Genomic DNA, 24,612 nt, shown 5'->3' with positions numbered 1-24,612 from the left:
CCCCAATTTAAATTATGAGGACAAAAACCCTTAAGAAGAACAAAATCAATGTGGTAACTCTAGGTTGCTCAAAGAATGTTTATGATTCTGAAGTACTCATGGGCCAGTTAAAGGCCAATGACAAAGAAGTTGTACATGAAGAAGAAGGAAACATTGTTGTTATTAACACTTGTGGCTTTATTGCTAATGCAAAAGAAGAAAGTGTTAATACCATTTTAGAATATGTTCAAAAGAAAGAAGACGGCGTTGTAGATAAAGTTTTTGTTACAGGATGTCTTAGTGAACGTTACAAGCCAGATTTACAAAAAGAGATTCCTAATGTAGATGAGTATTTTGGTACAAGTGAATTACCCGGATTATTAAAAGCTTTAGGGGCAGATTATAAGCATGAATTAATAGGAGAGCGTTTAACTACAACTCCTAAGAATTATGCTTATTTAAAAATTGCAGAAGGTTGCGATAGACCTTGCTCTTTCTGTGCAATTCCATTAATGCGAGGTAAGCATAAGAGTACTCCTATAGAAGACTTGGTAACCGAAGCTGAAAAATTGGCTTCTAAAGGAGTAAAAGAGCTTATTTTAATTGCTCAAGATCTTACCTACTACGGGTTAGATTTGTATAAGAAAAGAAATCTTGCAGAGCTATTAGAAGCTTTGGTTAAGGTAGAGGGTATTGAATGGATAAGATTGCATTATGCGTTTCCTGCTGGTTTTCCAATGGATGTATTGGATGTGATGAACAGAGAACCAAAGGTTTGTAATTATTTAGATATTCCGTTACAACATATTTCTGACAGTATTCTTAAAAGTATGCGTCGAGGAACTACAGAAGCCAAAACGACCAAATTACTAAAGGAGTTTAGGGCTGCGGTACCAGAAATGACCATTAGAACAACTCTTATTGTTGGTTACCCTGGTGAAACAGAAGAAGACTTTGAAATTCTTAAAAACTGGGTTGTTGCCATGCGCTTTGAAAGACTAGGATGTTTTACATATAGTCATGAAGAAAATACACATGCGTATTCTTTGATTGATGATGTTCCAGAAGAAACAAAGCAAGAGCGTGCTAATATTATAATGGAAATACAGTCTCAGATTTCTTGGGAATTGAACCAGAAAAAAGTAGGTGAGGTTTTTCGTTGTATTATTGATCGTAAAGAAGGTAACTACTTTATAGGTAGAACAGAATTTGATTCTCCGGATGTAGATAATGAGGTTTTAATAGATGCAACTAAGCACTATGTAAAGCAAGGTGAGTTTGTAAATATAAAGATTACAGAAGCAGCTGATTTTGACCTTTATGGTGAGCCGGTATAAAGAATAATGGATTCTCAAATTGTATTTGAGAATCCATTGTTTTTATCTTTTTTAAAGTTCCTTTTTCATCATACTTATTGTAAAATATCCTAATAGACCTATTACAATAGCTATAATAGCCCATAGCCACCATTTATTTTCGAAAAGAGGTGCGGTAGTTTGTATTTCTTCTTTAGGTAGCTCGGTAACTTTACCAAAACTCAAATTAGAAATGCTTTCTGGTAATGATACTCTTGTTTTAGTGATATCATAATTAGGTCTCCTTGCATTTTTCTTACCATAAACTAGAAAGTAATCTGCAGGTTGAGTAAAACGCGTGGTTAGCGTATGTATATATCCCTTCAACCTAACATCAGAAATTTTTAAAGGTTGATTATCGTTGTTTAAAATTATGATACGAATCTTTTGGGCCAAGGTGCCTGGTAATTGAAAACTATTATCTTCAATAGAGGAAAGCGTTTTTGTAGCCATTGGTCTAAAATTGTAGTGATACCCCTTTTCAGTTTTAACACTATCAGCTAAATATTGAATAGAAATAGATCTGTAATAATCAATTTTGTCATCGACCGTAAGTTCTAATAAATTAAGAGGTACGCGATTATTTAAATCAACATCTATAATAGTTTTTTTGTCCTCTTTAGAAACTTCAAAAGAGCGTACTTTATAATCACGATATGCTGCTATTTTTTTTGCCTTTTTTAGAATCTGTACTGAAGTTAAATTCGGTTTTTCTGGACTCTTTATCAATAACCTATAAAATTTGAAGTTTGCATCTGGAAACTTCAATGTGGTAAAGGAATAATCGGTTTGGTCATTATTTATAGATAGGATACGATAATCTTCTAAAAGATTAAACCATTCATTCTGGTTCTGACTTCCTTCAAGCGTAATTAGCCAATTAAAATTAATGTCTTGTATGTTTAACTTAATTTCATTGATTAATTCTTTCTGAGGAACTTCATATGTATAGAAAAATCCTTTAGAATTATTAACGGTATTTAGAAGGTTAAAAGAAATCTCTGAATTGGCATGCTCTGCTTTTGAAACCCTGTGTAAATAAGGGGCTTCAACTGTGTCTGTAGCGGTTACGCCATAAATACGAATATCTGCCATGTTGGTATTTAAATCTCCAAATACCTCGTTAGGCACTTCAATGTTGTGCCAAAGACTATCTACTCCTATTAAGTTTATTTTCTTAGAGTAAGAGTTCATCTGTGCATTACAGAATGATATTGCCAATAAAGTAAGAATTACAAGTAGATTAATTTTTGGTTTCATCAGAAATAATGTGTTTGTATTTATTGTATAGAAATGATATTATTAATAATAAGATACCCAATGAGACAAATACGATTGTCTTAGATATGGTATTCAATGATGAAATATCATAGAAGAACAATTTAATTAACGTGAGGGAGAAAAGAAAAATGGCACCAATACGTAAGTGTTTTTTCTTTTTCCAAATACCTATTGCAATTAATAAAAGAGCATAAAGTCCCCAAAGAATACTAAGTCCTAATTTGTAAGATTGATCAGATCCAGATAAATCCATCCAGTTTAGTAATTCACTACTGGTAATCCAAATTATAGATACATGTAGTAGAATTTCAAACGAAATTTTGTAATTGATTTTTAAATAATCTTGTTGTGCTGATTTATAAATAGTAAACAATAAGAATGCAAAAAATGCAAAGGAGATGTACCTAAGGTAAATATTAAAAGTTCCAATAATATAAAATTCAGTAAGCTCTTGGAAAATGAAATTTTCGCGTAGCTCACTTAATATATAAAGACCAATTGTTAAGAATGCAAGGGTTGTTAATAATGCTGCAACAATTGATACAATACCTAAAACCTTGTCTTTAATTTTATAGGTGTTTACTAGGCTTACAATGCTAACGAAAAACATGGTATAGAGTATTTTCCAAATAGATTCAAGGTCTTTGAGATTAAAATTGTATTCTGGGTAATAACCAGACTCACCAGATATTTCTATTTTAGATGCCTCAAAGGCATTATTCCAATACTGTTCAATTTCAAGATAAAAGGCAAAATAAAGAGTACTTACAAATAAAAGAGGGACCCCAATCCCCATTATTTTTTGAACTACAGATTGTTTCTCTGAGACGAATTTTATTTGAATCCAATTTATAAACCCAAAGACCGCAGCACATAATATAGAAGTCAAGAAAGTGGTATTTAATAGAAGGCTCCATTCTTCTGTGGTATTTAGATAAGAGTAGCTCTGTGCCCAATCCATCGTTAAACTTAAGAACGCTAAAGCAGCCATGATATATGAAAGGTATTCATAGAAAACAACTTTTTTGGTACGACCTATCCAAAAAAGCAGTGCAGCTTCTAAAGCCCAAATTAGTGTTACCCAGTTACCATCTAATTGAACAGGTACGGCGATGGTGATAAATGTGAGTACAAAACCTGCAGTTAAAAAGAACAGTTTACGATCTGCTAATTTCCTTTTAAAAATTAATACGGTGATTCCAAAATGTATTAATGCGTTAAGAAGCGTAAATAGTCCTAAATAAAGTTCTCCTCCTTCATAATCATACTGCCAAGCAATTCCAAAACCATAAAATAGGAATGAGTTTAATAGAATCAGAATGATGTCGCCAACCTTAAATTGTTCAGATTTGATTAATTTAAAAGCGAGGAACGTAGCATAAAAAAGAAAGAAGAAAATACTGAGGAATAAAAATCCCATAGCGAAATCTTCATCATAGCTAGAAAAAGAATACCACGTGCCATAAATTAACCAAGTAAAGGTGAATGAAACATAATAGAGGGCTTTCCAATACTTCTTAAAGGAAATAACCAATAGACCAATATTAATTAAGGCTATGTAGCTAAATAGCCCTGTAAAGTTACCTGAGTCATTGCTTAATAAAAATGGTACCGCGTAAGCACCAACAAGGCCTATGTGCGCAATAACTTGTTTATTATAGCTTAATGCAGATACTACTCCAAACACGGTACATAACAGCATAATGCCGAATGCCATTAGTTGTGGGAACAACCCGTAGAGGTCGTACGCGGCAAAGGTGATGAAGTATAAAATAGCTAATGCGCCACTTACTAAAACAGCACTATAATTCTCATATTTTGCTTTTAATTTAAAGCCAAAACCAATTAGACCCAAACCTACCAAATAACCTAGGATTATTCTGGTGAGAGGACTTATTAAGTTATTTTCAATAGAGTATTTTGCACCGATAACAACACCAATTACGGTAATTAATATTCCTATTTTGTTAATAAGGTTTTCACCGATGAATTTCTCAAGATTTGATTTTCTTTTTGGAAAAATCTGTTTCTTTTCAAGAGTAGGTATAGGTTCTTCTTTAATTTCAACTGGTTCTACCTGTGTTTGATTAGTAGTCTCAATAACAACCGGCTCAGTAATGGTAATAGATTCTTTTTCAAATATTGCCTCTTTTGGTGTATTTGGTTGTTCTTTAGAATCTTGATTGAATTTTAAAGCTTGTGTATTTCGAAGTATTTGAATATCTCTACGAATTTCATTTACCTCAATATTAAAATCTTGCTGCTTTTTTAGAAGTGATTCTAACTTCTGCAACAAGACGCTTATTTGTTCTTGGTCGGTAGCCATAGGCGTTGGTTTTAACCCTTACTTAAAAGGATCTTCTAGTTTAAACGTAAAAGATGTGAATATGTTGGAAAGAAATTTCTGTACGTTAAAATAAAATATCCCTGAAACGATTATAATTGTTTCAGGGATATAAAAAATATTCATTTTTAAGCGAAAATCTATAAAAGATAGTTACCGCTCAAAATATAAATATATATACATTGCCGCACCAAAATTGGAGGCATCTGTTGAGACTAAACGCCATCCCTCTTTTGCATAACTATCTAGCTTTTCTTGAATTTCCTTGTTTGAAGTATCAACAATATGAAATTTATCAAAGGTTAGTTTTGAATAGTATATTAAGGTTTCAACTTTATATTCTTTCATGATATTATCTATTTAACCATGAATAATGCGTTGGCAAAAAATAATTTCCCATTTTCCCAGAAACCTCTAAAAAGCGGATTGTCTACCATGTAAATTACTTGTCCACGCCCCATTTCTTCGGTTCCGAAAATTAATGTTTCTGCTATTTTTTTCTTTGCCTCACTTCCCGCGAAACCAGATATTGGTTCGTTATCTCCCTCACTTAAATATACAGCACTACCGTTATCTAAGTACTTATAAGAACGCGCGCCCAATTTTAAAGTAAAGTAGGTGTCGTCGTAACCATAAGCTAGTGGGTTGGTGTTATCTACTGTCGCTTTAAAAATAGCTCCAGTAATTGTAGATTTTATCTGCTCTCTTTCAGAAATTTCAAAAGATCCAATGGTATCTGAGGAGTCTTTTTTTATTTCTTTTTCCTTCAAATCAAAATCATCGTCAGATGCGGTAATACCATCAATTGCGCCACCCATGGCAATTAGCTTACCTCCATGTTTTACCCAATCTTTAATTTTTTCTTTAGTGTAAGTGGTTAAAAAACTATTGTACCCTCTACCATCAGGTAAAATCAATATATCATATTTGGCAAGGTCAACTCTCGCAAAATAATCTTCATCCAATACAGAAATAGGGTAGTCTAATTGTTGTTCAAAGAAGTTCCATATTTCACCAAAACGAAGGGTAGAGGTCGGCTCTCCAGAAAGTACTGCAATATTTAAACTTTGAATAACATCAACATAACTAGAGCCAAAATCTTTTCCACTTTCAACAAAACCGGTGTTGGTAGAGATAAGATTTTTATTATGATTCTTAGAGGCTGTACTTAAAATTTTGTTGAAATTTTTAAGGTTTTTGTTGTCGCTTTTAGTGATAATTAATGTGCCACGTTCATGAGCAATTCCATCTACTGTGAATGGTTTATGAGCATAACGCACACGTACTTTATTGCGTAATAATTCAGCTAAGAATCTGGCATCTTTCATGCTGTTCCAGTCTGCTAAATAAGCATAACTATTTGCTGCTACACCTTTAAGTTCTGGTTTGCTGTTTACAGCAGTTGTTCCATTAAAACTACTTTCACTAGCAATTGCATTAACTCCGTAAGCATAGGGCAGAGACCATGCTGTAATGTCATAAGTAACAGAGTCGCTTAGTTTTGCCATTGGCTCAAACAATACCTTAACCAATGTGCCCTTTGCCTGATCTGTTGAAATGACAATACTTTTGTCGCTTGTTTTCAAAGAGCTAATTTTTCCTGTAGCATAGTTGTAACCTTTTACGGAACTATTACTGCCAGCTTTGTATTCAATTTCGTGCTTGCTTAACAGGTTGGTCAATAATTCTAGCTTATCAGGATTACCGTTAAGGACATAGCTTTTATATTTGAAATCTTTTTTAAGATGAAATTTTTTAAACTCATCATTTAATTTGTTCACATTGTTTGCCGCTACCTCTACAGTAGATAAACCTGTAGTATGGTGATGCGCAATTCTATCTTTTAATGTAAGTGTGTCGCCAATACTGGTTATAATGCCTAAACCTGCACGACCACTACCACCTTGTTCGTAGGTCATACCGATACCACCGTTGTAAGTAGGGTAGGTGTCACCATAACTTGGATAAAGTAGGTCAAATACTTCTTTAGTAAAATAAAACCAACCGTTTTCATCAAAATATTTGGCATGATTTTTACCGATAGTTTTTTGAAATTCTCTTTGAAAATCGGTTACAACCTCATGAAATGGCTCTGCGGCAGGAGCAAAATAATATGGATTATCTACGCCTTGTTCGTGAAAATCTACGTGTACGTGAGGCAACCATTTATTAAACTGCTTTAAACGTTGTTGACTTTCAACTTGTGTTAACCAGGCCCAATCTCTATTTAAATCGAACATGTAGTGGTTGCTACGGCCGCTCCACCAGTTTTCATGATGCTCCTTGCTATTAGGGTCTACTTGGTTAGGTGAATTTTTAAATTGATTGTACCAGTTAACGTAACGATCCCGTCCGTCAGGGTTAATACATGGGTCAATTAAAACTACAATGTTTTCTAGGTAACTACTTTTGCTTGTAAATAAATCATAAATGGTTTGCATTGAAGCCTCTGTACTAACACTCTCATTACCATGAACATTATAGCTAAGCCATACAATTGCCTTGTCTGGTGTGCCCTCGCCATTTAATCCTTTCATATGCTCTTCCCTAATTTTGTCAAGGTTTTGCATATTTTCTTTGGTAGAAATAGTAGCCAATAATAAAGGCCTGCGTTCATTGGTTTTACCGTATTCAATAAGCTTCATACGTTGAGGTTCAGCTTCTGCTAAATATTGATAATAATCAACGACCTCATGGTGTCTTGTAAATTGTGTTCCTAGTTCGTACCCTAAAAACTCCGACGGAGATTTTAACTGAGCTAAACCTAAAAGTGGCATTAAAAGTAATGCGTAGCGTAAAATTAGTTTCATATAGTTATTTGTGTTCTGAGTCATCCAAATCTATTAAAATAATTATAAAATGACATTGATTTGTGATGTATTTCGCCGAGTAATTGGGTTTTTAATACTAGTGGTAATTAACTTATATTTAGGAAATGTAAAACGAAAGGGTTTTATATTTACCACGTATTTACTTTTTATATGGATATTGATTGTTTGCCCATTGCAAAAACGGGCTATTTTTCGAAATTAATTTGCGACTACATTGCTAAGGATGCTAAACTTAAACCATTATATAATCGGTTTCCCGATGTTGAAGGTTTCAAAGGGCAATTAGAAGAAAAAGGGAAGCATTTTTCCCAAGTCCAGCGAAATGTGCTGCATGCTTCTATGCAAAAGCAATATAAGAATACCGATACTTCTGAAGGTACGGCTACCAATATTGAGCTATTAAAAGAGAAAAATACGTTTACCATAGTTACGGGGCACCAATTAAATCTATTTACCGGTCCGTTGTACTTTCTTTATAAGATTATTTCCACTATCAATTTAACAACACAATTAAAAAAGGAATATCCAAATTCTAAATTTGTGCCTGTTTATTGGATGGCTACAGAGGATCATGATTTTGATGAAATAAATTATTTCAATTTTAAAGGATTGAAATTTCAATGGAATAAAGAAGCTTCGGGTGCTGTTGGTCATTTGACTACAGAAGGTTTAGATGAGGTTTTTACGCTATTTGCAAAGTCAATAGGAGATAGTAAAAATGCAAATGTATTAAAGCAACTTTTCGAAGAAGCTTACTTAAAGCATAATAACTTAACGGATGCAACTCGTTATTTAGCGAATGAAATCTTTAAGGACTACGGATTAGTAATTGTAGATGGTGATGATATCGACTTAAAAAAGTCGCTTGTTCCATATATGAAGAAAGATATTTTTGAGCAAACCGCTTTTGATAAAGTTTCGGAGACAATTAAGGAAATAGAGCAGATTTCTACAGATTATCCTGTTCAAGTAAATCCTCGTGAAATCAATTATTTCTATTTAAAAGAAGGAATTCGTGAACGTATTATAGAGAGTAAAGGAGCGTATGTTGTAAACGACACCAACATTTCTTTTACAAAAGAAGAATTGATTTATGAGATGGATACACATCCAGAACGGTTTTCACCTAATGTAATCGCCAGACCTTTATATCAAGAAGTTATTTTGCCTAACCTATGTTATATAGGCGGAGGCGGAGAAATAGCCTATTGGTTAGAATTGAAAACTGCTTTTGAAGCCATGAATGTTCCGTTTCCAATTTTATTGGTTCGAAATTCAGCCTTGATTATAACTGGAAAGCAAGCGGACAAGCTAGAGCGAATGAATATCTCAAAATCAGATATATTTTTAAAGCAAAATAGCTTGATCAATAAGAAGATTAGAGAGATATCAAATATTGACATTGACTTTTCTCCACAAAAGAAATTATTAGAAGAGCAGTTTAAAGAAATGTATGCACTAGCCGAAAGGACAGATAAATCATTTATAGGTGCGGTAAAAGCCCAAGAAGTAAAGCAGAAAAAAGGTTTGGATGCTTTAGAGAAAAGACTACTGCAAGCACAAAAGAAAAAATTAAAAGACCATGTTGTTCGTATGACCGAACTACAGAACGAAATTTTTCCAAACCAATCTTTGCAGGAAAGACAATCAAATTTTTCTGAGTTTTATTTAGAATATGGTGAAGGTTTAGTGCCTATGTTATTTAATGCCTTAGAGCCATTAAATTTAAGTATCACGGTCATTACACAAGATTAAATATGGGCAAAAACGTGTTTCTAAATAAGATAACCGTACTTGCTATTTTTTCCTTTCTTGCCATAACTGGTATTACATTCTTTAAAAGTGCACTAGAGTTAGAAGATGCTGAGCAAGCGTACTATTCTCAATGGCTTCGCTGGGGTTATGATGATCAACCACCGCTATACACATGGTTGCAGTATGGCTTTAATTCTATATTTGGTGTTAGTAAAATTTCTTTTTCAATTTTAAGAGGGCTTTTATTTGCGTCTACATTGTTGCTGATGTATCGGTTTTCAAAGTTTAGAATACAAAATGAAGATCAATCTAAACTAGCTGTTTTAGCCTTGGCTTTAGTACCTGTGTTTATCGATTTTACTTTCCGTAGACTTTCTCATACAAGCTTATTGTGCCTTTGCATAGTAGCCTCTTACTATTCTTTGCAGCTTTTAGTAGAGCGTAAGTCAGTATTAAACTATTTGTTTTTAGGTTTAATAGTAGGTGTAGGGTTACTTTCCAAATATAACTATGCATTTTTTCTAGTAACCTTTGCTCTGGTTGCTTTGTGGGATAAGGAATTGAGAGCTATAGTTTTCAATACAAAAATACTGGTATCAATTTTCGTTTCTGTTTTATTGATAGCCCCACATGTTTATTGGTTACTGGGTCCTGACGAATTTCAAACTTTTTTGACCTCTAGTGTAGAAGAGAAAATAGGAATGGAAGATTCGGAATCGGTTTTTTCGTTACTACCTATTTTAATTTATTTAAAAGGCTTGTTTGCTTTATTGTTCCCTATTCTTGTAGTTATTGGTATAGGCTATTTCTTAAAAAACGCGAGTTTCAATAGGTTAAAAATAAACTGGTTTATGAAAATGTTCTTTGCGCAATTACTGGTCTTAGGGGTGTTTTTTTTCATTTTTAAAAGTCAGAAAGTAGAGACTAGGTGGTTGCTGCCGCTCTTTATTCCTTTTGTAGTTCTGTTGATAGAAACAGTTAATTTTAAGAATAACACGAAATTAGTTGCTGTTGGGTATTGGGTTTTTATTGCTGTAATAGCTGTTCAAACCATTAGAACGCCAATAGAAAAGGTATTGAACATACCTTCATCTGTACATTTTGGATTTGAGCCAGTTGCCAGTAAATTGCAGCAGAATTATGATGAATATCAATGGGTGCTTCCAAATGTGACCTATGCCGGTAATGTGCGTTTGTTAAATACTGACAGAATAATACTTTCTGCAGACGATTATTCATTAACAGCATTAAAAATAAAACATAAAAGGGAAATTGAAATAACCATTAATCCATCAGTAGTAAAGCAGACCACGGCTATAGATAGTCTAATTGTTTTTGGTAAGGATATGGAAAATCTATATTTCTATAAAAATTAAGGAACTAAAAATTCCCCATTCCATTTATCATTGGTTTTTACAAAAAGAACTCTAATATGATTGGGTCTTTGAAGTTTTAAATATTCAATTTTAGTAGGCGTAATATCTAAAATAGTAAAGTAATTTTGGTCTTCTAAATATTCTACATGCTCAGGGTTTTTAATAAAACTACCTGGACTATTATCCGTTATGTAATCTTTTCTACTATTTGGCTGAATATTGTTCCAAGTAGCAGTAAGCCTTTTGGTATCTGTTACTATGTTGGCTATACCTTCTACTTTCAATTGCAACATTTTTTCTGGGTGGTAAAGTAAAAAGCTAACTAAATTGTTCATTTTAATATGCTGTATTTTCTCGGTACGGTTATCTGTGTAAACACTTAAGATTAATTCTTTTGAGACCTCTCGCAAAACAACCGTGCGTAGACGGGCTACAGGCTCATTCCCCACAGTTGCCATAGTAATAAATCTAAAAGGATGCTCTTTTTCGGTTACGCCCTTTTTAATTTCATTATTTAATTCTTCAAAAAATGAATCAATCAAATTACTAATTTATATTAAGGTAAAAATAAATGGATTTATGGGTAGGATAATTGATCAGTTGGTTGTTATATAGATGATAGCTGTGAAAAGAAATTGATTAGGTTCAATTTAAGGCTTTTGGTTTAAATTTGGTTTTTAATTTAGTTGAAAGCTCGGGGTGGTTCCTGGGCTTTTACTTTTTTAAAATAATATTGTAAGGATATTTATTTGATACCGACTTAGGTGTAGAATACAAATTGTTATGAAAAAGATTTTTTAAAGTATTCGATTTGATGATTGGTTGAATTAAAAGCCCGGGTGATTACCGGGCTTTTGTATGTAATATGTTTATCTTATATATAGGGAGTAGATATGTTCTTAATTTATTCTTTCCCAGATCAGTAAATGCTATTGATCAAAGTAGTACTATCACTTGACCTTATATTCTAAGCGCATGGTAATTGATGCTGTTTTGTTTTTAGATGAGGTATTGTAAGCACCGCCCCAGCTATAATCTTCACCAGAATTTTGCCCTGTTATTTGAAATACCCCCATATTGGCAGATACTAGGTCGCCTAAATTACTTCCTGCATTTTCTGCAATTTTTTCAGCGCGTATTCTTGCATCTTCAGTAGCTTTTGAAATCATTTCAATTTTTAAATCGGCTAATTTGGTATAATAATATCTTGGTGGTGATGAGTTAAATTGCACACCTTTATTTAATAGCTCTGTTATTTCTCTAGATACGCCTTCAATCAAAGCAACGTCTTCAGATTCTATTTTTAAAGTCTGCATTAATTGATAACCTCTAAATATGCTACCTATATAATTACCGTTTTCATATTGGTTGTCGCGCATTTCAGTGGTCTGAACACTATTGAATATTATGCTGCTTGCATCTATACCTTTAGAGATTAAATATTGACGAACAATCTCTTTATCCCCGTTTAGTTGGTCAAAAGCAGTTTTAAGAACTGTACTGGAAGTAGAAAATTGACCTTCCCAAACAATTAGATCAGAGGTAAAATTTTCGTTACCTAAGCCCGTAACGGATATCATTTGTGGAGGGTTTGCCCTTTGAATATAAGCGTTGCCCAAAAAATAAGCAGCTATGATAATAGCCGCTCCAAAAATAAATGCACTAAGGTGTTTCATAAAAAATATTTAAATCGAATCTAAATATAACAAAAGATCCTTTTCAAGAACGGTCAATTTGCTATTTTTGCCCATGCAAAATAAAGTCCTGATACTAGATTTCGGTTCACAGTATACCCAATTGATTGGAAGACGCGTACGTGAGCTTAATATTTTCTCTGAAATTAAACCTTATAATAAACTACCTGAAGATCTTTCTGAGTATACAGCGGTAATCCTTTCTGGATCTCCTTTGTCAGTTAGAGGTGAAGATGCCGTTCACCCAGACTTGTCTGAAATTCGTGGTAAAAAACCATTATTAGGCGTTTGTTATGGCGCGCAGTATTTGGCACATTTTCATGGTGGTAGTGTAGAAAAATCTAATACAAGAGAATATGGTCGTGCTAACCTTAGCTTTATTAAGGAAAACGAACCATTTTTTGATAAAGTAAGCACAGGTAGCCAAGTATGGATGAGTCATGCCGATACTATTAAGCATCTGCCAGAGAACACAACGTTGTTGGCAAGCACACATGACGTAGAGAATGCTGCTTTTAAGTTTGAAGGTGAAGAAACCTATGCTATACAGTTTCATCCGGAAGTGTATCATTCTAAAGATGGCAAACAAGTTTTAGAGAACTTTTTGGTGAATATTGCTGGAATGGAGCAAACTTGGACTCCAGATGCTTTTGTAGATAAAACAGTAGCGGAGTTAAAAGAAAAGATTGGCGATGAAAAGGTGATTTTAGGATTGTCTGGTGGAGTAGATTCTTCTGTGGCAGCTGTTCTATTACATAAGGCAATTGGAAAAAATCTTCACTGTATTTTCGTAAATAATGGTCTTTTAAGAAAGAATGAGTACGCTGACGTATTAAAGCAATACGAGGGTATGGGGTTAAATGTAAAAGGAGTTGATGCTTCGGCACGTTTTTTGGATGATTTAGCAGGAGAGAGTGATCCAGAAACAAAAAGAAAAACCATAGGTCGTGTATTTATAGAAGTTTTTGATGATGAATCTCATTTAGTCGAAAATGCAAAATGGTTGGCTCAGGGTACTATTTATCCAGATGTTATAGAATCGGTTTCTGCAACTGGTGGTCCGTCACAAACTATAAAGAGTCATCACAATGTTGGTGGTTTACCAGATTTCATGAAATTGAAAGTAGTGGAGCCATTAAAAATGTTGTTTAAAGATGAGGTAAGAAGAGTAGGAGCTAGCTTAGGTATAGATAAAGCTTTGTTGGGTAGACATCCATTTCCAGGTCCAGGTTTGGCTATTCGTATTTTAGGTGATATAACCCCAGAGAAGGTGGCTATTTTACAAGAAGTAGATGCAATTTTTATTGATGGTTTAAAGAAGTGGGATTTATATGATAAGGTATGGCAGGCAGGTGCTATGTTATTACCTGTAAATAGTGTTGGTGTAATGGGTGACGAGCGTACATATGAGAAATGTGTAGCACTTAGAGCTGTAGAAAGTACCGATGGTATGACTGCGGATTGGGTGAATTTACCGTACGAGTTTCTACAGAAAACATCAAATGATATTATTAATAAAGTCCCTGGGGTGAATCGTGTCGTATATGATATAAGTTCAAAGCCACCAGCAACAATAGAATGGGAATAGTATGAAATATATATTTAATCAAGTTTACATCATTTGGGCATTTTGTGTTTTGGTCTCTTGTACTGCAATGGCTCAAAAATTCAATACCCATGAAGTTAAAAGAGGAGAGACTTTAGAGAGTATTTCTAAACTGTATGGCGTTTCTACGGCAAGCATTTTACAATACAATAAGGAAATAAAGTCTGGGCAAGATTTAAGGGCTAATACAATTTTGGTAGTTCCGGGAGCTAAGATTGCTGCAAAGCCTTCCAATTCTACTAGTGGTCTTGGTAAAAATGTAATTCAAGATTCTGTTGCAGATAGGGAGCCCATTGGTTTTACCGAACATAGGGTTAAGAAGAGAGAAACAATTTTTGGTATTTCACAAATGTATAATATTACCGAAGATGAGTTAAAAAAATACAATCCTACATTGTATGCTTCTCCACTTCAAAAGAAGATGGATTTGCGTATACCAAAATATAGAGCTCCAAAATTAGAAGAGGTAGGTATTAATGAAGACAATTTTGAGAAGTATATAGTTGCGCCAAAGGAAACAAGGTGGAGTATAGCTCATAAATACGGTATCACTATAGACAGTATGTTGGTATTAAACCCTGGTTTGTCAAAGTCCAATAATTATTTATCTGAAGGCTATGAATTGTTGATGCCGAAAATTGCAGGTAGTACTGTAAAGAATCAAGTAACTCAATTATATACTTCATATACCGTACCTGCCAAAATGAACTTCTACCGTTTAGAAAAAGAATTTGGTGTTAAGTCAGACGAAATAGTACGCCTTAATCCAGAAATCACGGAACGTGGTGGGTTAAAAGAGGGTATGGTAATTCGTATTCCAGAGCAAAAGGTAGAAGCAGGGGTAATAAATACGGATAATTACATCTTTTATGAGGTTAAACCAAAGCAAAATGAATTTAGATTAACTAGAAAATTTGGAATGACTTGGGCAGAATTGGTTCAGTTGAATCCAGATTTAAAGGATGGTTTAAAGGCGGGAATGGTTCTTAAATTACCAAAAGATAAAGTAGGTGATTTTGAAGTTAGAAATGCGCTGGTATTGGATAAGGTTAATTTATTAGACAGTATAAATGTAGCAGTTGTTCCTAAAGTCTTATTTCTATTGCCATTTAGGTTAGATAAATTAGACTTGAACAATAAAGAGGAAACCGAAAAAATTATTGATAATAGAAATAGTTTAAAATACAGTTTAGGGCTTTATTCTGGAGCATTGATTGCAATAGATTCTATGAAATCTTTAGGTGTATCTATAGATGTGAAAACATTTGATAACCAATTAGATTTGGTGAAGACTAAACAAATATTACAGGGAGAGCAGTTAGGTAGTTATAGTGCAGTTTTTGGTCCGTTAGATATGGCTTCATTAAAGGAGACGGCAGTGCAAGCATCTAAGTTTAATGTACCTGTTGTAGCTCCGGTTCCTGCTAAAAGCGATATAAGTTTAGATAATGTATTCTTCTCATATACTGATGAAGAGGTATTGTGGAAGCATATGTTAGATTATGTAGAAACCAATCATAAAGACGAAACTCTTTTGATCATTGCAGATGAGGATAACAAAAAAGAGAAAGATGCTATTCTTAAACGTTTTCCAACAGCTAAAGTGGTTGTAGTAAAAGAAGAAGAAAAGAATATAGGTATAAATAGAGATAAATTACAAACCTTACTTTCAGATGACGTAGCAAATTGGGTTTTTGTAGAGTCAGATAATTATAAGCTGATTTCCAGTGTTGTTTCTATCTTAAATTCCTTCAATAACACAGCATTTGATCCTGTATTGGGGAAGGATAAGGTTAATGTGCGCATGTTTACAACAGATATGAATTCTGCATTTGAAAATGATGTGATATCAAATACACATTTATCTAATTTGAAGTTTACGTATCCTTCTGTAAATCGTCAAGTGTCTAATAATTCCTTTGTTGAGCGTTATAGAACACGTTTTGGAGATGATCCAGATAAGTATGCCGTAAGAGGCTTTGATCTTACTTATGATATGTTGTTAAAATTGGCTTATAAGAACAATTTGGTTGACGTTTCTAGAATTATAGGAGAAACAGAGTATAGCGGTAATAAGTTCAATTACGAAAGAAAAGGTGTATCAGGATACTATAATCAGTCGTCATATATAATGATGATGGATGATTTAAGAATTAAAACAATAGAGTAGCATGACATCAAAAGTTACATACAACGGAGCGTTAAGAACAGAATGTGTTCATTTGAAATCTAATGATTCATTTGTAACAGATGCACCAGTAGATAATAATGGTTTAGGTCATGCATTCTCGCCTACAGATACGGTAGCTACAGGTTTGGCTAGTTGTATGTTAACAATGATGGGTATTAAGGCAAACGGATTGGAAGTGGACTTAAAAGGCACTACAGCATCAGTTACCAAGCATATGGCAGCTTCTCCAAGAAGAATATCTAAAATTGAGGTTGAGGTACATTTGCCAAAAGAAATATCAGATAAGAATAGAAAAATTTTAGTGCACACTGCTAATACTTGTCCTGTGCACTATAGTTTACATCCAGATATAGAGAAAGTAATCACTTATAATTGGGACTTATAAAAAAGGCGCATTTAATTCTAGTTTTATTGGCAACGCTGACCATCCCATATGTTCAGTGTCAAGAAGTAGTGTCTTGGGAACCTGATTTTAGATTTACTTGGAACGATTTTAAAGGCGATGTGCCAATAACATCTGGCGCGGCAGCGACCACAGCAAGTGGTATAACATATCGCTTTTCTACATATTACGAAAATGATGAATTAAAGATTGATTATAACGTATATGCCTATTTTTATCCTACAAAATCTTGGTATAAACCTAAGTTGTGTAATGAGGTTACTTTACTCCATGAGCAATTACATTTTGATATTACCGAGCTCTACGCACGTAAAATGCGTAAGCAATTAGCCGAGACAAAATTTACCAAAAACATAAAAGAGGAGATTAAAAAAATCTATAAAGCAACAATTCGCCAGCTGAATGATTTTCAAAATAAATACGATTCAGAAACCAATTACTCTAGAAACTTACCTGTTCAAGAACGTTGGGTAAAAGAGATAGAGGCGGCTTTAAAAAAATAAAATTTTTAGTAATCCATAAATAAAAAAGCACCTCTAATTGTGGTGCTTTTTTATTTTAAAGATGCTCACGCGTTAAACATCACAAATGTTAACCCCTTGCTTTAATGCAGCTAATTTATCATCCCAACTTGGTACAAATTCTTGAGCTACGTGCCCAGTATAGCCAGTTTTTAAGATAGCCTTCATTACGGCAGGGTAAAAAATTTCTTGAGTTTCATCAATCTCATGTCTACCTGGGTTACCGCCTGTATGGTAGTGCCCGTAGTATTGATGATAGTCTTGTATATTTCTTATAATATCACCTTCCATAATTTGCATGTGGTAAATATCATATAGTAATTTAAAGTTTTCAGAACCTATGGTCTCACAAAGAGATACACCCCATTCAGAAGTGTCGCACATATAGTCCTTATGATTTACTTTACTATTTAAAAGCTCCATTTGTAGAACTACACCGTGTTTTTCTGCTAATGGCATTAATTGTCTTAGTCCTTTGGCGCAATTTCTTAACCCTACCAAATCATCCATTCCATTTCTATTACCACTAAAACAAATTAGATTAGTATATCCGGCTTCGGCAACTAAGGGTATTACTCTTTCGTAATCTGCAATTAACTCTTCATGTAAAGAGAGGTCGTTCCATCCTTTTTCAATGCCCATGCCAGCACCCCAGCACATAGATGCGTGAATGTTATATTTTTTGAGAAGAGGAAATTCATCAGGTCCTACCAAATCAATAGACCGAATATCAAGTTCCACTAAATTTTTTAAAAAATCTTCAAAAGGGATGGTTCCATAGCACCAATAACAAACGCTATGATTAATATTGTACTTTAATTTAGCTGTAGTATCGGTTTTTCTATTGTTCGCTATTGCAGCTGAAGTAGTTAAGAATCCCACAGAAGCAGCTGCTGAGGTTCCAATAAAATTTCTTCTTTTCATGTTGTGTGAGTTGTTGATTCCTTAAAGATAATTTTTTTAGTTTTAAAAATGGAAATAAAACCTGATAAGGAAAAGTTGATAGAATTAGCCCATTACCGTATGCCGTTCGGTAAGTATAAGGGTAGATATTTGATAGATTTACCAGAATACTATTTAGTATGGTTTCAACAAAAAGGATTTCCTGATGGTAAATTAGGAGATTTGTTGCGTTCTGCGCTAGAAATCCGAACAAATGGGCTAGAATCCATAATTCGAAAAATACAAAAACATTTTCCTAAGTAAACCCTTTAAGTTCTAACCTCAATTTGTAACTTTGTGTCCCGTAACATAGAATTCGATACATGGCACAAACCAAATACATCTTCGTTACGGGAGGCGTTACTTCATCATTAGGAAAAGGCATCATTGCTGCATCTTTGGCGAAATTACTGCAATCTCGCGGCTACAAAACTACCATTCAAAAGCTGGACCCTTATATTAATGTAGATCCAGGAACACTAAACCCTTATGAGCATGGCGAATGTTATGTTACGGATGATGGTGCAGAAACCGATTTAGACCTTGGTCATTATGAGCGTTTTTTAAATGTTAGAACCTCACAAGCTAATAATGTTACCACCGGAAGAATTTACCAAAGCGTAATTGAAAAAGAGCGTAGAGGAGAATTTTTAGGTAAGACGGTACAAGTAGTTCCCCATATAACTAACGAAATTAAAGAACGTGTTCAGTTGCTAGGTAATAGTGGTGAATATGATATTATTATCACCGAAATTGGTGGTACTGTAGGGGATATAGAGTCGCTACCTTATATAGAAGCGGTTCGTCAATTACTTTGGGAGTTAGGTGATAATAACGCAATTGTTATTCATTTGACCTTGGTGCCTTATTTATCTGCAGCGGGTGAATTAAAAACAAAACCAACCCAACACTCTGTAAAAACTTTAATGGAAAGCGGTATAAAAGCCGATATTCTTGTATGCAGAACAGAGCATGAAATTTCTAACGAGATAAAGGATAAATTGGCGCTTTTCTGTAATGTTAAGCGAGAAGCTGTTATACAGAGTATTGATGCATCTACCATTTATGATGTACCATTGTTAATGCAAGAAGAAGGTCTTGATACTGTTACATTGCAGAAATTGGCATTACCAAATACGGTAGAACCGGATTTAACGCGCTGGAACGAATTTTTGGTAAGACACAAGAACCCAAAGAACGAAGTTACTATTGGTTTGGTAGGTAAATATGTGGAGCTTCAAGATTCATATAAATCTATTTTAGAGGCATTTATACATGCAGGAGCTTCTAACGAAGTGAAGGTGAATGTAAAATCTGTTCATTCAGAATATATAACTGCCGATAATTACGAAAATAAATTAAAAGGCTTAGACGCTATTTTGGTTGCTCCAGGTTTTGGTGAGCGTGGTATTGAAGGTAAAGTGAAAGCTGTAGAATATGCACGTGTTAATAATATTCCTTTTTTAGGTATCTGTTTAGGTATGCAAATGGCGGTAATAGAATATGCACGTAATGTGTTAGGTCTTGCCCAAGCAAACTCTACCGAGATGGATGATAAGACTCCTGATCCGGTAATAAGTATTATGGAAGAGCAAAAGAGTATTACCGATAAAGGAGGTACTATGCGTTTAGGGGCTTGGGACTGTGAATTAAAAGATGATAGCTTAGTTAAGAAAATGTATAATGGAGATTCTCAAATATCTGAGCGTCATCGTCATAGGTATGAATTTAATAATGCTTATTTAGAGCAATTAGAAAATGCAGGCTTATATGCAACTGGCTTTAATAAGGAAACCAATTTGGTTGAAATTGTTGAGTTAAAAGATCATCCTTGGTTTATTGGCGTACAATATCATCCAGAGTATAAAAGTACCGTAGCTAATCCGCATCCTTTATTTGTAGGCTTAGTTAAGGCAGCTTTAGAGTACAAAAAGAGACAAACTAATGCCACAATGGCATAAACATCATATTTGGACATATATTTGCTTTCTTAAAAATTCAAATATTCCCAATTAATTAGAAATACCACATGGAAGAAAAGAAATTTGATGTACAATCCATAATAGGCTTCGTGCTTATTTTCGGAATACTCATCTTCATGTTTTACCAAAATCAACCTACTCCAGAAGAGTTGGAGGCAGAAAAGGCAAAGCAAGAACAAGTAGAGGCTGCAAAAGCATCAGTAAATTCAGAAACAGAAACTGTTATTAATGATGTTCCTCAGTTAGATTTACAAGATTCAACTGCAGTTGCTAATTACCAAGGTAAACTTGGTGCTTTTGGTTTTACAAAACCTTCTAATGCAACAACAACTATAGAGAATGAAGTTCTTTTATTGAAAATCAGTAATAAAGGTGGACAGATTGTAGAAGCGAAAATGAAACAATTCGTTACTTATGATTCTGTTCCTGTTTATTTGATTAAAGATGGTAATGCTTCATTTGGATTAGATTTTTCTACATCTGATAATAGAGTGTTGAATACTCAAGATTTATTTTTTGAGCCTTCAATAACAAAAGACAATGGTAATCAAGTATTGTCATTAAAAGCCAAGACTTCTAGTAATCAATATTTAGAATATAAATATGTAATGAAGCCAAATGATTATTTGGTAGATTTTACTATTAAATCTAAAGGATTGGATAACGTAATAAGCTCTAGCAAGCCAGTGCAATTAGACTGGAAATTAAAGGGTATACGTCATTCTAAAAGTATAGAGTACGAAAATCGTTATACACGTTTAACGTATAATCATGAAGATGGTAAAATTAGTAAACTGTCAGAGGGTAGTGATGATGAAGAAACGGAAGAAGATGTAAAATGGATTTCTTACAGACAGCATTTCTTTAGTAGTATTCTAGCTGCTGATCAACCATTTAAAAGTGGCGATTTAACTTCGGTTAATTTAGTGGAAGAAGAAAGTAGAACTTTTGGTTTTACAAAAGAATATGCTTCTAAACTACCAGTAGATTTAGAAGGTGGTGAAATTGCAAAAGATTTACATTGGTATTTTGGTCCAACAGATGTTGAAACATTATCCAAATATGAAGATTTAGGTTTGGTTGATTCCATTCCTTTTGGATGGGGAATATTTGGTTGGATCAACCGCTATGTATTTACACCTTTCTACTCTTTAATTAGTACTTATTTTCCTTATGGTATTGCTATTATTATAATGACAATTTTAGTTCGTTTAGCAATGTCACCGGTTACGTATAAGTCTTACTTGTCTCAAGCGAAAATGAAGGTGTTGAAGCCGGAGATTACAGAGTTAGGAGAGAAGTACAAAGACAATGCTATGAAAAAGCAGCAAGAAACCATGAAATTATATGGTAAGGCTGGTGTAAGTCCTATGAGTGGTTGTATACCTGCAGTCATACAAATGCCTATATTCTATGCATTGTTCATGTTCTTCCCAACATCATTTGCATTACGTCAGAAATCATTTTTATGGGCAGATGACCTTTCATCTTTTGATACTATATATCAATTTCCTGAAGGATTCTCTATTCCGTTTTACGGAGATCACGTTAGTTTGTTTCCAATTTTGGCATCCATAGCAATCTTTTTCTATATGATGATGACTACAGGACAAAACATGCCAACACAACCAGGTATGCCTAACATGAAATTTATCATGTACCTAATGCCATTTATGATGTTGATTTTCTTCAATAATTATGCGAGTGGTTTAAGTTTGTATTACTTTGTTTCTAATACTATTACTATTGGTATTATGCTAGTGATTAAGAATTTTATTCTCGATAATGATAAAATTCATGCCCAAATACAAGAGAATAAAAAGAAACCTAAGAAAGAGAACAAGTTTCAAAAGAAAATGCGTGAAATGATGGAACAGGCAGAAGCGCAGAAAAAGAATTAAAAATTATACGTTATTATATAAAAGAAAAGCCCTTTCAAATTTGAAAGGGCTTTTACCATTTGTTAAGGTTGGTTTGGTAAGATTTGGGATGGTAAATATGTGATTTATTTTAAGTTCTATAAAAAGTTAGTTGTCAAGGGTGACATATTGTATGTTAAAGGAGTATATGCTGTTGTTAGCAATTTTTAGGCATAAAGAAAACGAGTAAGAGTATAGGTTATTTCATGTTCATTGAATTTAATAGGATGTAGTAAAGAATTGAATATATCTTATAATTGTATGGTATTAATTTTAAGGGATTAAGACTTTTTAATAAGTTGTTAAAGAATAGTATATTGAATTAGGAGTATTTCTATATGATTGTAATTGAGGTAGGATCAAACATTTAAACCATATTTAGAACATAGTATTTCGTTTGATAAATTAAAGAATGTACATTTAGTATGAATCTCTTACTTATCAAGTTTTTAAAATACAACGATATAAAATGTAAAAAAAGCCGCATTATGCGGCTTTTTGAGTTTTGAATAAAAGGTATAGATTAGTTTGTTGTATCTGGTATCATTACTGTGTCAATGGCATGTATAACACCATTATTAGCTTGAACATCAACAGCAATAATTCCAATTTCAGAATTACCTGAACCATCTGTTATGGTAACAATATTGTCACCATCTATTGTAAAAGTTAAGGTGTCGCCTTCTAATGTGGCAGGCGATGTTAATCCGTTGCTTAAATCTCCAGACACGATATTAGCACCTGCGATAACATGATGATTTAAAACAGCAGTTAAAGCATCTCCACTAGGTACTTCTGCTAAATTGGCAAATGCTCCGTTAGTAGGCGCAAATACGGTGAAAGGTGCTGGGTCAGTACCGTTAGGCGTTCTTAAAACACTAACAAAATCTGGTTGATCTACAGCTGTCAACGCTCCTACAAGTGAACTAAAGTTAGGATCTGCGGTTGCGAAAGTAACTACTGTTGGTAAATCAATTACTGTATTTACAGCATGGATGATTCCGTTAGTTGCAATAATATCGGCAGCAACTACAGTGCTTGTTCCGTTTAGAGTAACTCCATCATCAATGTTTACGTAAATACTTAAATTATCTCCATCAGCATTCATAGCTGCAGTATTGAAATATGTATTCGTAAGACTTTCTGCATTAGCTGCTGCACCAGATATAACATGATAAGCTAAAATTGAATTTAAGTCGTTGTCCGAAGGGTTTGTAAAACTTTCAAAAGCTGTGTTCAAAGGAGCGAATACGGTGAAATCAGTTTCTGAATCAGTTAATAAAGTAGTGAACGTTGTATTATTGTCAGCAGTCAATGCACCAACTAAAGATGTCAAATTAGGATTAGCTATTGCATGATCTACAATATTTGGAAGTCCAATTACGGCATCAACAACATGTACAACACCATTTATTGCTTTATTATCCGCTGCGGTAACTGTAGAATTTCCGTTTAATGTTACACCGTCTTTTGTATTAATGAACATGCTTAGATTAGCATCGTTTGCACCTGCAGTAGAAAGTGTAGAAACATAACCGCTGCTTAAATCCGTAGATAAATTAGTACCAGCCACTACATGGTTCAGTAATACTTGTGTAAGTATCTCTGTTGGGATGTCATCCAGACTATTAAAATCATTAGCCATTAAAAATGCTTCAAATGCATCATTTGTTGGGGCAAATACGGTAAAAGGACCATCATTTGCTAGTACTGTTGGTAAGTCTCCATCAGCTGCAACTAATGCATCTACCAAAATACTTAGGCTGGGTACAGAAACCGCTAAATCTGTAATAGATACTAATAATACATTACTTAATGCATCTAAAGCAGCTTGTGGAATTAATACTTTATCAATAATATGTACAACGCCGTTTTCTGTTTCTACATCAGCTGTAGTTACCGTGGCTATTTCTCCAGCAGCATCTGTAAAGGTTACGCCATCTGTTAAGCTTACAGTTAGGTTTTCGCCCTGTAGTGTAGTAATAGATTGTCCTGCGGTTAATTCACTAGAACTTACTGCTGTACCAGGTACAACGTGATAGGTTAGAATAGTCGCTAACAAATCTTGTAACTGTTCGTTATTAAAATCGTCTAAAGAATCAAATCCATCCAAACGAGCTAATAAATCTGTAAAGGCTTCATTTGTTGGAGCTAATACTGTAAAAGGACCTTCACTACTTAAAGCGGTAATTAAGTCGTTATTTGTACTTTCATCAGCTTTCGATAGAGCCGCAACTAAAGAACTTAAAGAACTTGTTTTTTGAGCAGCTTCAACAATATTATCGTCATCTTCGATAATTATAGGATTTTCGTTGTCATCATCGCTACATGATGCAGCAAAGATAAGTAGCATTACTAATGCCGTAAATTTTAGAATTTTACCAAGAATTTTCATGTTATATAGGTTTATTGTTTAACAATTATTAATCAAAC

Annotated in this window: 18 protein-coding genes; 10 read left to right on the top strand and 8 right to left on the bottom strand. The window is 33.8% G+C overall.

Annotated elements, in window-relative coordinates:
• The first annotated feature begins 14 nt into the window (after window positions 1-14).
• Window positions 15-1,316 carry a 30S ribosomal protein S12 methylthiotransferase RimO gene (gene rimO / locus P178_RS0119425; RefSeq protein WP_027067798.1) on the top strand — a complete coding sequence of 434 codons (1,302 nt, stop codon included), beginning with the start codon at window positions 15-17 and terminating at the stop codon, window positions 1,314-1,316.
• Window positions 1,317-1,367: 51 nt separating this feature from the next.
• Here the strand turns inward: rimO and P178_RS0119420 are convergent, their stop codons facing one another.
• From P178_RS0119420 to P178_RS0119405, 4 genes are all read right to left on the bottom strand, one after another.
• Window positions 1,368-2,594: a DUF3999 family protein gene (locus tag P178_RS0119420; protein ID WP_027067797.1), complete on the bottom strand. Its 1,227-nt coding sequence runs from the start codon at window positions 2,592-2,594 to the stop codon at window positions 1,368-1,370.
• Window positions 2,578-4,941, bottom strand: coding sequence for a DUF2339 domain-containing protein (locus tag P178_RS0119415; RefSeq protein WP_027067796.1), 2,364 nt, complete (start codon window positions 4,939-4,941; stop codon window positions 2,578-2,580). Before P178_RS0119415 ends, P178_RS0119420 begins: the two co-directional genes overlap by 17 nt.
• Window positions 4,942-5,112: 171 nt before the next feature.
• Window positions 5,113-5,307, bottom strand: a complete 195-nt coding sequence (locus P178_RS0119410; RefSeq protein ID WP_027067795.1) for a DUF4177 domain-containing protein — start codon at window positions 5,305-5,307, stop codon at window positions 5,113-5,115.
• 8 nt (window positions 5,308-5,315) lie between these two features.
• Complete coding sequence (locus P178_RS0119405; RefSeq protein WP_027067794.1) at window positions 5,316-7,769, bottom strand: M14 family metallopeptidase; 2,454 nt, start codon at window positions 7,767-7,769, stop codon at window positions 5,316-5,318.
• 171 nt (window positions 7,770-7,940) lie between these two features.
• Here P178_RS0119405 and bshC point away from each other — a divergent pair, with 171 nt between their 5' ends.
• Both bshC and P178_RS0119395 read left to right on the top strand, forming a co-directional pair.
• Entirely contained in the window at window positions 7,941-9,545 is a 1,605-nt protein-coding gene (gene bshC, locus P178_RS0119400; protein WP_027067793.1) for a bacillithiol biosynthesis cysteine-adding enzyme BshC, read from the top strand.
• Window positions 9,546-9,547: 2 nt separating this feature from the next.
• Complete coding sequence (locus P178_RS0119395) at window positions 9,548-10,921, top strand: ArnT family glycosyltransferase (RefSeq protein ID WP_027067792.1); 1,374 nt, start codon at window positions 9,548-9,550, stop codon at window positions 10,919-10,921.
• On the opposite strand, the gene P178_RS0119390 is transcribed toward P178_RS0119395, so the two are convergent.
• Together P178_RS0119390 and P178_RS0119385 are read right to left on the bottom strand one after the other, a co-directional pair.
• Window positions 10,918-11,463 carry a pyridoxamine 5'-phosphate oxidase family protein gene (locus tag P178_RS0119390; RefSeq protein WP_027067791.1) on the bottom strand — a complete coding sequence of 182 codons (546 nt, stop codon included), beginning with the start codon at window positions 11,461-11,463 and terminating at the stop codon, window positions 10,918-10,920. The genes P178_RS0119395 and P178_RS0119390 overlap by 4 nt on opposite strands.
• A 408-nt stretch (window positions 11,464-11,871) precedes the next feature.
• Window positions 11,872-12,597 (bottom strand): SIMPL domain-containing protein, encoded by a 726-nt coding sequence (locus tag P178_RS0119385; RefSeq protein ID WP_027067790.1) that lies wholly within the window; start codon window positions 12,595-12,597, stop codon window positions 11,872-11,874.
• A 73-nt stretch (window positions 12,598-12,670) separates the two neighbouring features.
• Here P178_RS0119385 and guaA point away from each other — a divergent pair, with 73 nt between their 5' ends.
• The 4 genes from guaA to P178_RS0119365 are packed head-to-tail and all read left to right on the top strand — an operon-like array spanning window position 12,671 to window position 17,318.
• The gene (guaA, locus tag P178_RS0119380; RefSeq protein ID WP_027067789.1) at window positions 12,671-14,203 is read left to right on the top strand and encodes a glutamine-hydrolyzing GMP synthase; all 1,533 of its coding nucleotides are present in this window, start codon (window positions 12,671-12,673) and stop codon (window positions 14,201-14,203) included.
• Window position 14,204: 1 nt separating this feature from the next.
• The gene (locus tag P178_RS0119375) at window positions 14,205-16,391 is read left to right on the top strand and encodes a LysM peptidoglycan-binding domain-containing protein (protein ID WP_027067788.1); all 2,187 of its coding nucleotides are present in this window, start codon (window positions 14,205-14,207) and stop codon (window positions 16,389-16,391) included.
• Window position 16,392: 1 nt separating this feature from the next.
• The gene (locus P178_RS0119370) at window positions 16,393-16,797 is read left to right on the top strand and encodes an OsmC family protein (RefSeq protein WP_027067787.1); all 405 of its coding nucleotides are present in this window, start codon (window positions 16,393-16,395) and stop codon (window positions 16,795-16,797) included.
• Complete coding sequence (locus P178_RS0119365) at window positions 16,785-17,318, top strand: DUF922 domain-containing protein (RefSeq protein WP_231500573.1); 534 nt, start codon at window positions 16,785-16,787, stop codon at window positions 17,316-17,318. The genes P178_RS0119370 and P178_RS0119365 overlap by 13 nt, the downstream gene beginning before the upstream one ends.
• A 72-nt stretch (window positions 17,319-17,390) precedes the next feature.
• Here the strand turns inward: P178_RS0119365 and P178_RS0119360 are convergent, their stop codons facing one another.
• Complete coding sequence (locus tag P178_RS0119360; RefSeq protein ID WP_027067785.1) at window positions 17,391-18,260, bottom strand: hydroxypyruvate isomerase family protein; 870 nt, start codon at window positions 18,258-18,260, stop codon at window positions 17,391-17,393.
• Between the two features lie 48 nt (window positions 18,261-18,308).
• Here P178_RS0119360 and P178_RS0119355 point away from each other — a divergent pair, with 48 nt between their 5' ends.
• From P178_RS0119355 to yidC, 3 genes are all read left to right on the top strand, one after another.
• A complete protein-coding gene (locus P178_RS0119355; RefSeq protein ID WP_027067784.1) occupies window positions 18,309-18,542 on the top strand; it encodes a DUF3820 family protein in 234 nt (77 codons plus the stop codon).
• A gap of 59 nt (window positions 18,543-18,601) precedes the next feature.
• Window positions 18,602-20,239 carry a CTP synthase gene (locus P178_RS0119350; protein ID WP_027067783.1) on the top strand — a complete coding sequence of 546 codons (1,638 nt, stop codon included), beginning with the start codon at window positions 18,602-18,604 and terminating at the stop codon, window positions 20,237-20,239.
• A 68-nt stretch (window positions 20,240-20,307) separates the two neighbouring features.
• Window positions 20,308-22,161, top strand: a complete 1,854-nt coding sequence (gene yidC, locus P178_RS0119345; RefSeq protein ID WP_027067782.1) for a membrane protein insertase YidC — start codon at window positions 20,308-20,310, stop codon at window positions 22,159-22,161.
• 541 nt (window positions 22,162-22,702) lie between these two features.
• Here yidC and P178_RS0119340 read toward each other — a convergent pair.
• Window positions 22,703-24,574, bottom strand: coding sequence for a fasciclin domain-containing protein (locus P178_RS0119340; RefSeq protein WP_027067781.1), 1,872 nt, complete (start codon window positions 24,572-24,574; stop codon window positions 22,703-22,705).
• Between the last annotated feature and the right edge of the window lie 38 nt (window positions 24,575-24,612).

This window comes from Maribacter sp. Hel_I_7 (assembly GCF_000688315.1).
Classification (GTDB): Bacteria; Bacteroidota; Bacteroidia; order Flavobacteriales; family Flavobacteriaceae; genus Maribacter; species Maribacter stanieri.
This window is presented reverse-complemented; position numbering and strand designations above follow the sequence as displayed.

Coding starts and splice junctions, on each gene's coding strand:
- rimO (WP_027067798.1), top strand. CDS start 15: ATGAGGACAAAAACCCTTAAGAAGAACAAAATCAATGTGGTAACTCTA.
- P178_RS0119420 (WP_027067797.1), bottom strand. CDS start 2,594: ATGAAACCAAAAATTAATCTACTTGTAATTCTTACTTTATTGGCAATA.
- P178_RS0119415 (WP_027067796.1), bottom strand. CDS start 4,941: ATGGCTACCGACCAAGAACAAATAAGCGTCTTGTTGCAGAAGTTAGAA.
- P178_RS0119410 (WP_027067795.1), bottom strand. CDS start 5,307: ATGAAAGAATATAAAGTTGAAACCTTAATATACTATTCAAAACTAACC.
- P178_RS0119405 (WP_027067794.1), bottom strand. CDS start 7,769: ATGAAACTAATTTTACGCTACGCATTACTTTTAATGCCACTTTTAGGT.
- bshC (WP_027067793.1), top strand. CDS start 7,941: ATGGATATTGATTGTTTGCCCATTGCAAAAACGGGCTATTTTTCGAAA.
- P178_RS0119395 (WP_027067792.1), top strand. CDS start 9,548: ATGGGCAAAAACGTGTTTCTAAATAAGATAACCGTACTTGCTATTTTT.
- P178_RS0119385 (WP_027067790.1), bottom strand. CDS start 12,597: ATGAAACACCTTAGTGCATTTATTTTTGGAGCGGCTATTATCATAGCT.
- guaA (WP_027067789.1), top strand. CDS start 12,671: ATGCAAAATAAAGTCCTGATACTAGATTTCGGTTCACAGTATACCCAA.
- P178_RS0119375 (WP_027067788.1), top strand. CDS start 14,205: ATGAAATATATATTTAATCAAGTTTACATCATTTGGGCATTTTGTGTT.
- P178_RS0119370 (WP_027067787.1), top strand. CDS start 16,393: ATGACATCAAAAGTTACATACAACGGAGCGTTAAGAACAGAATGTGTT.
- P178_RS0119360 (WP_027067785.1), bottom strand. CDS start 18,260: ATGAAAAGAAGAAATTTTATTGGAACCTCAGCAGCTGCTTCTGTGGGA.
- P178_RS0119355 (WP_027067784.1), top strand. CDS start 18,309: ATGGAAATAAAACCTGATAAGGAAAAGTTGATAGAATTAGCCCATTAC.
- P178_RS0119350 (WP_027067783.1), top strand. CDS start 18,602: ATGGCACAAACCAAATACATCTTCGTTACGGGAGGCGTTACTTCATCA.
- yidC (WP_027067782.1), top strand. CDS start 20,308: ATGGAAGAAAAGAAATTTGATGTACAATCCATAATAGGCTTCGTGCTT.
- P178_RS0119340 (WP_027067781.1), bottom strand. CDS start 24,574: ATGAAAATTCTTGGTAAAATTCTAAAATTTACGGCATTAGTAATGCTA.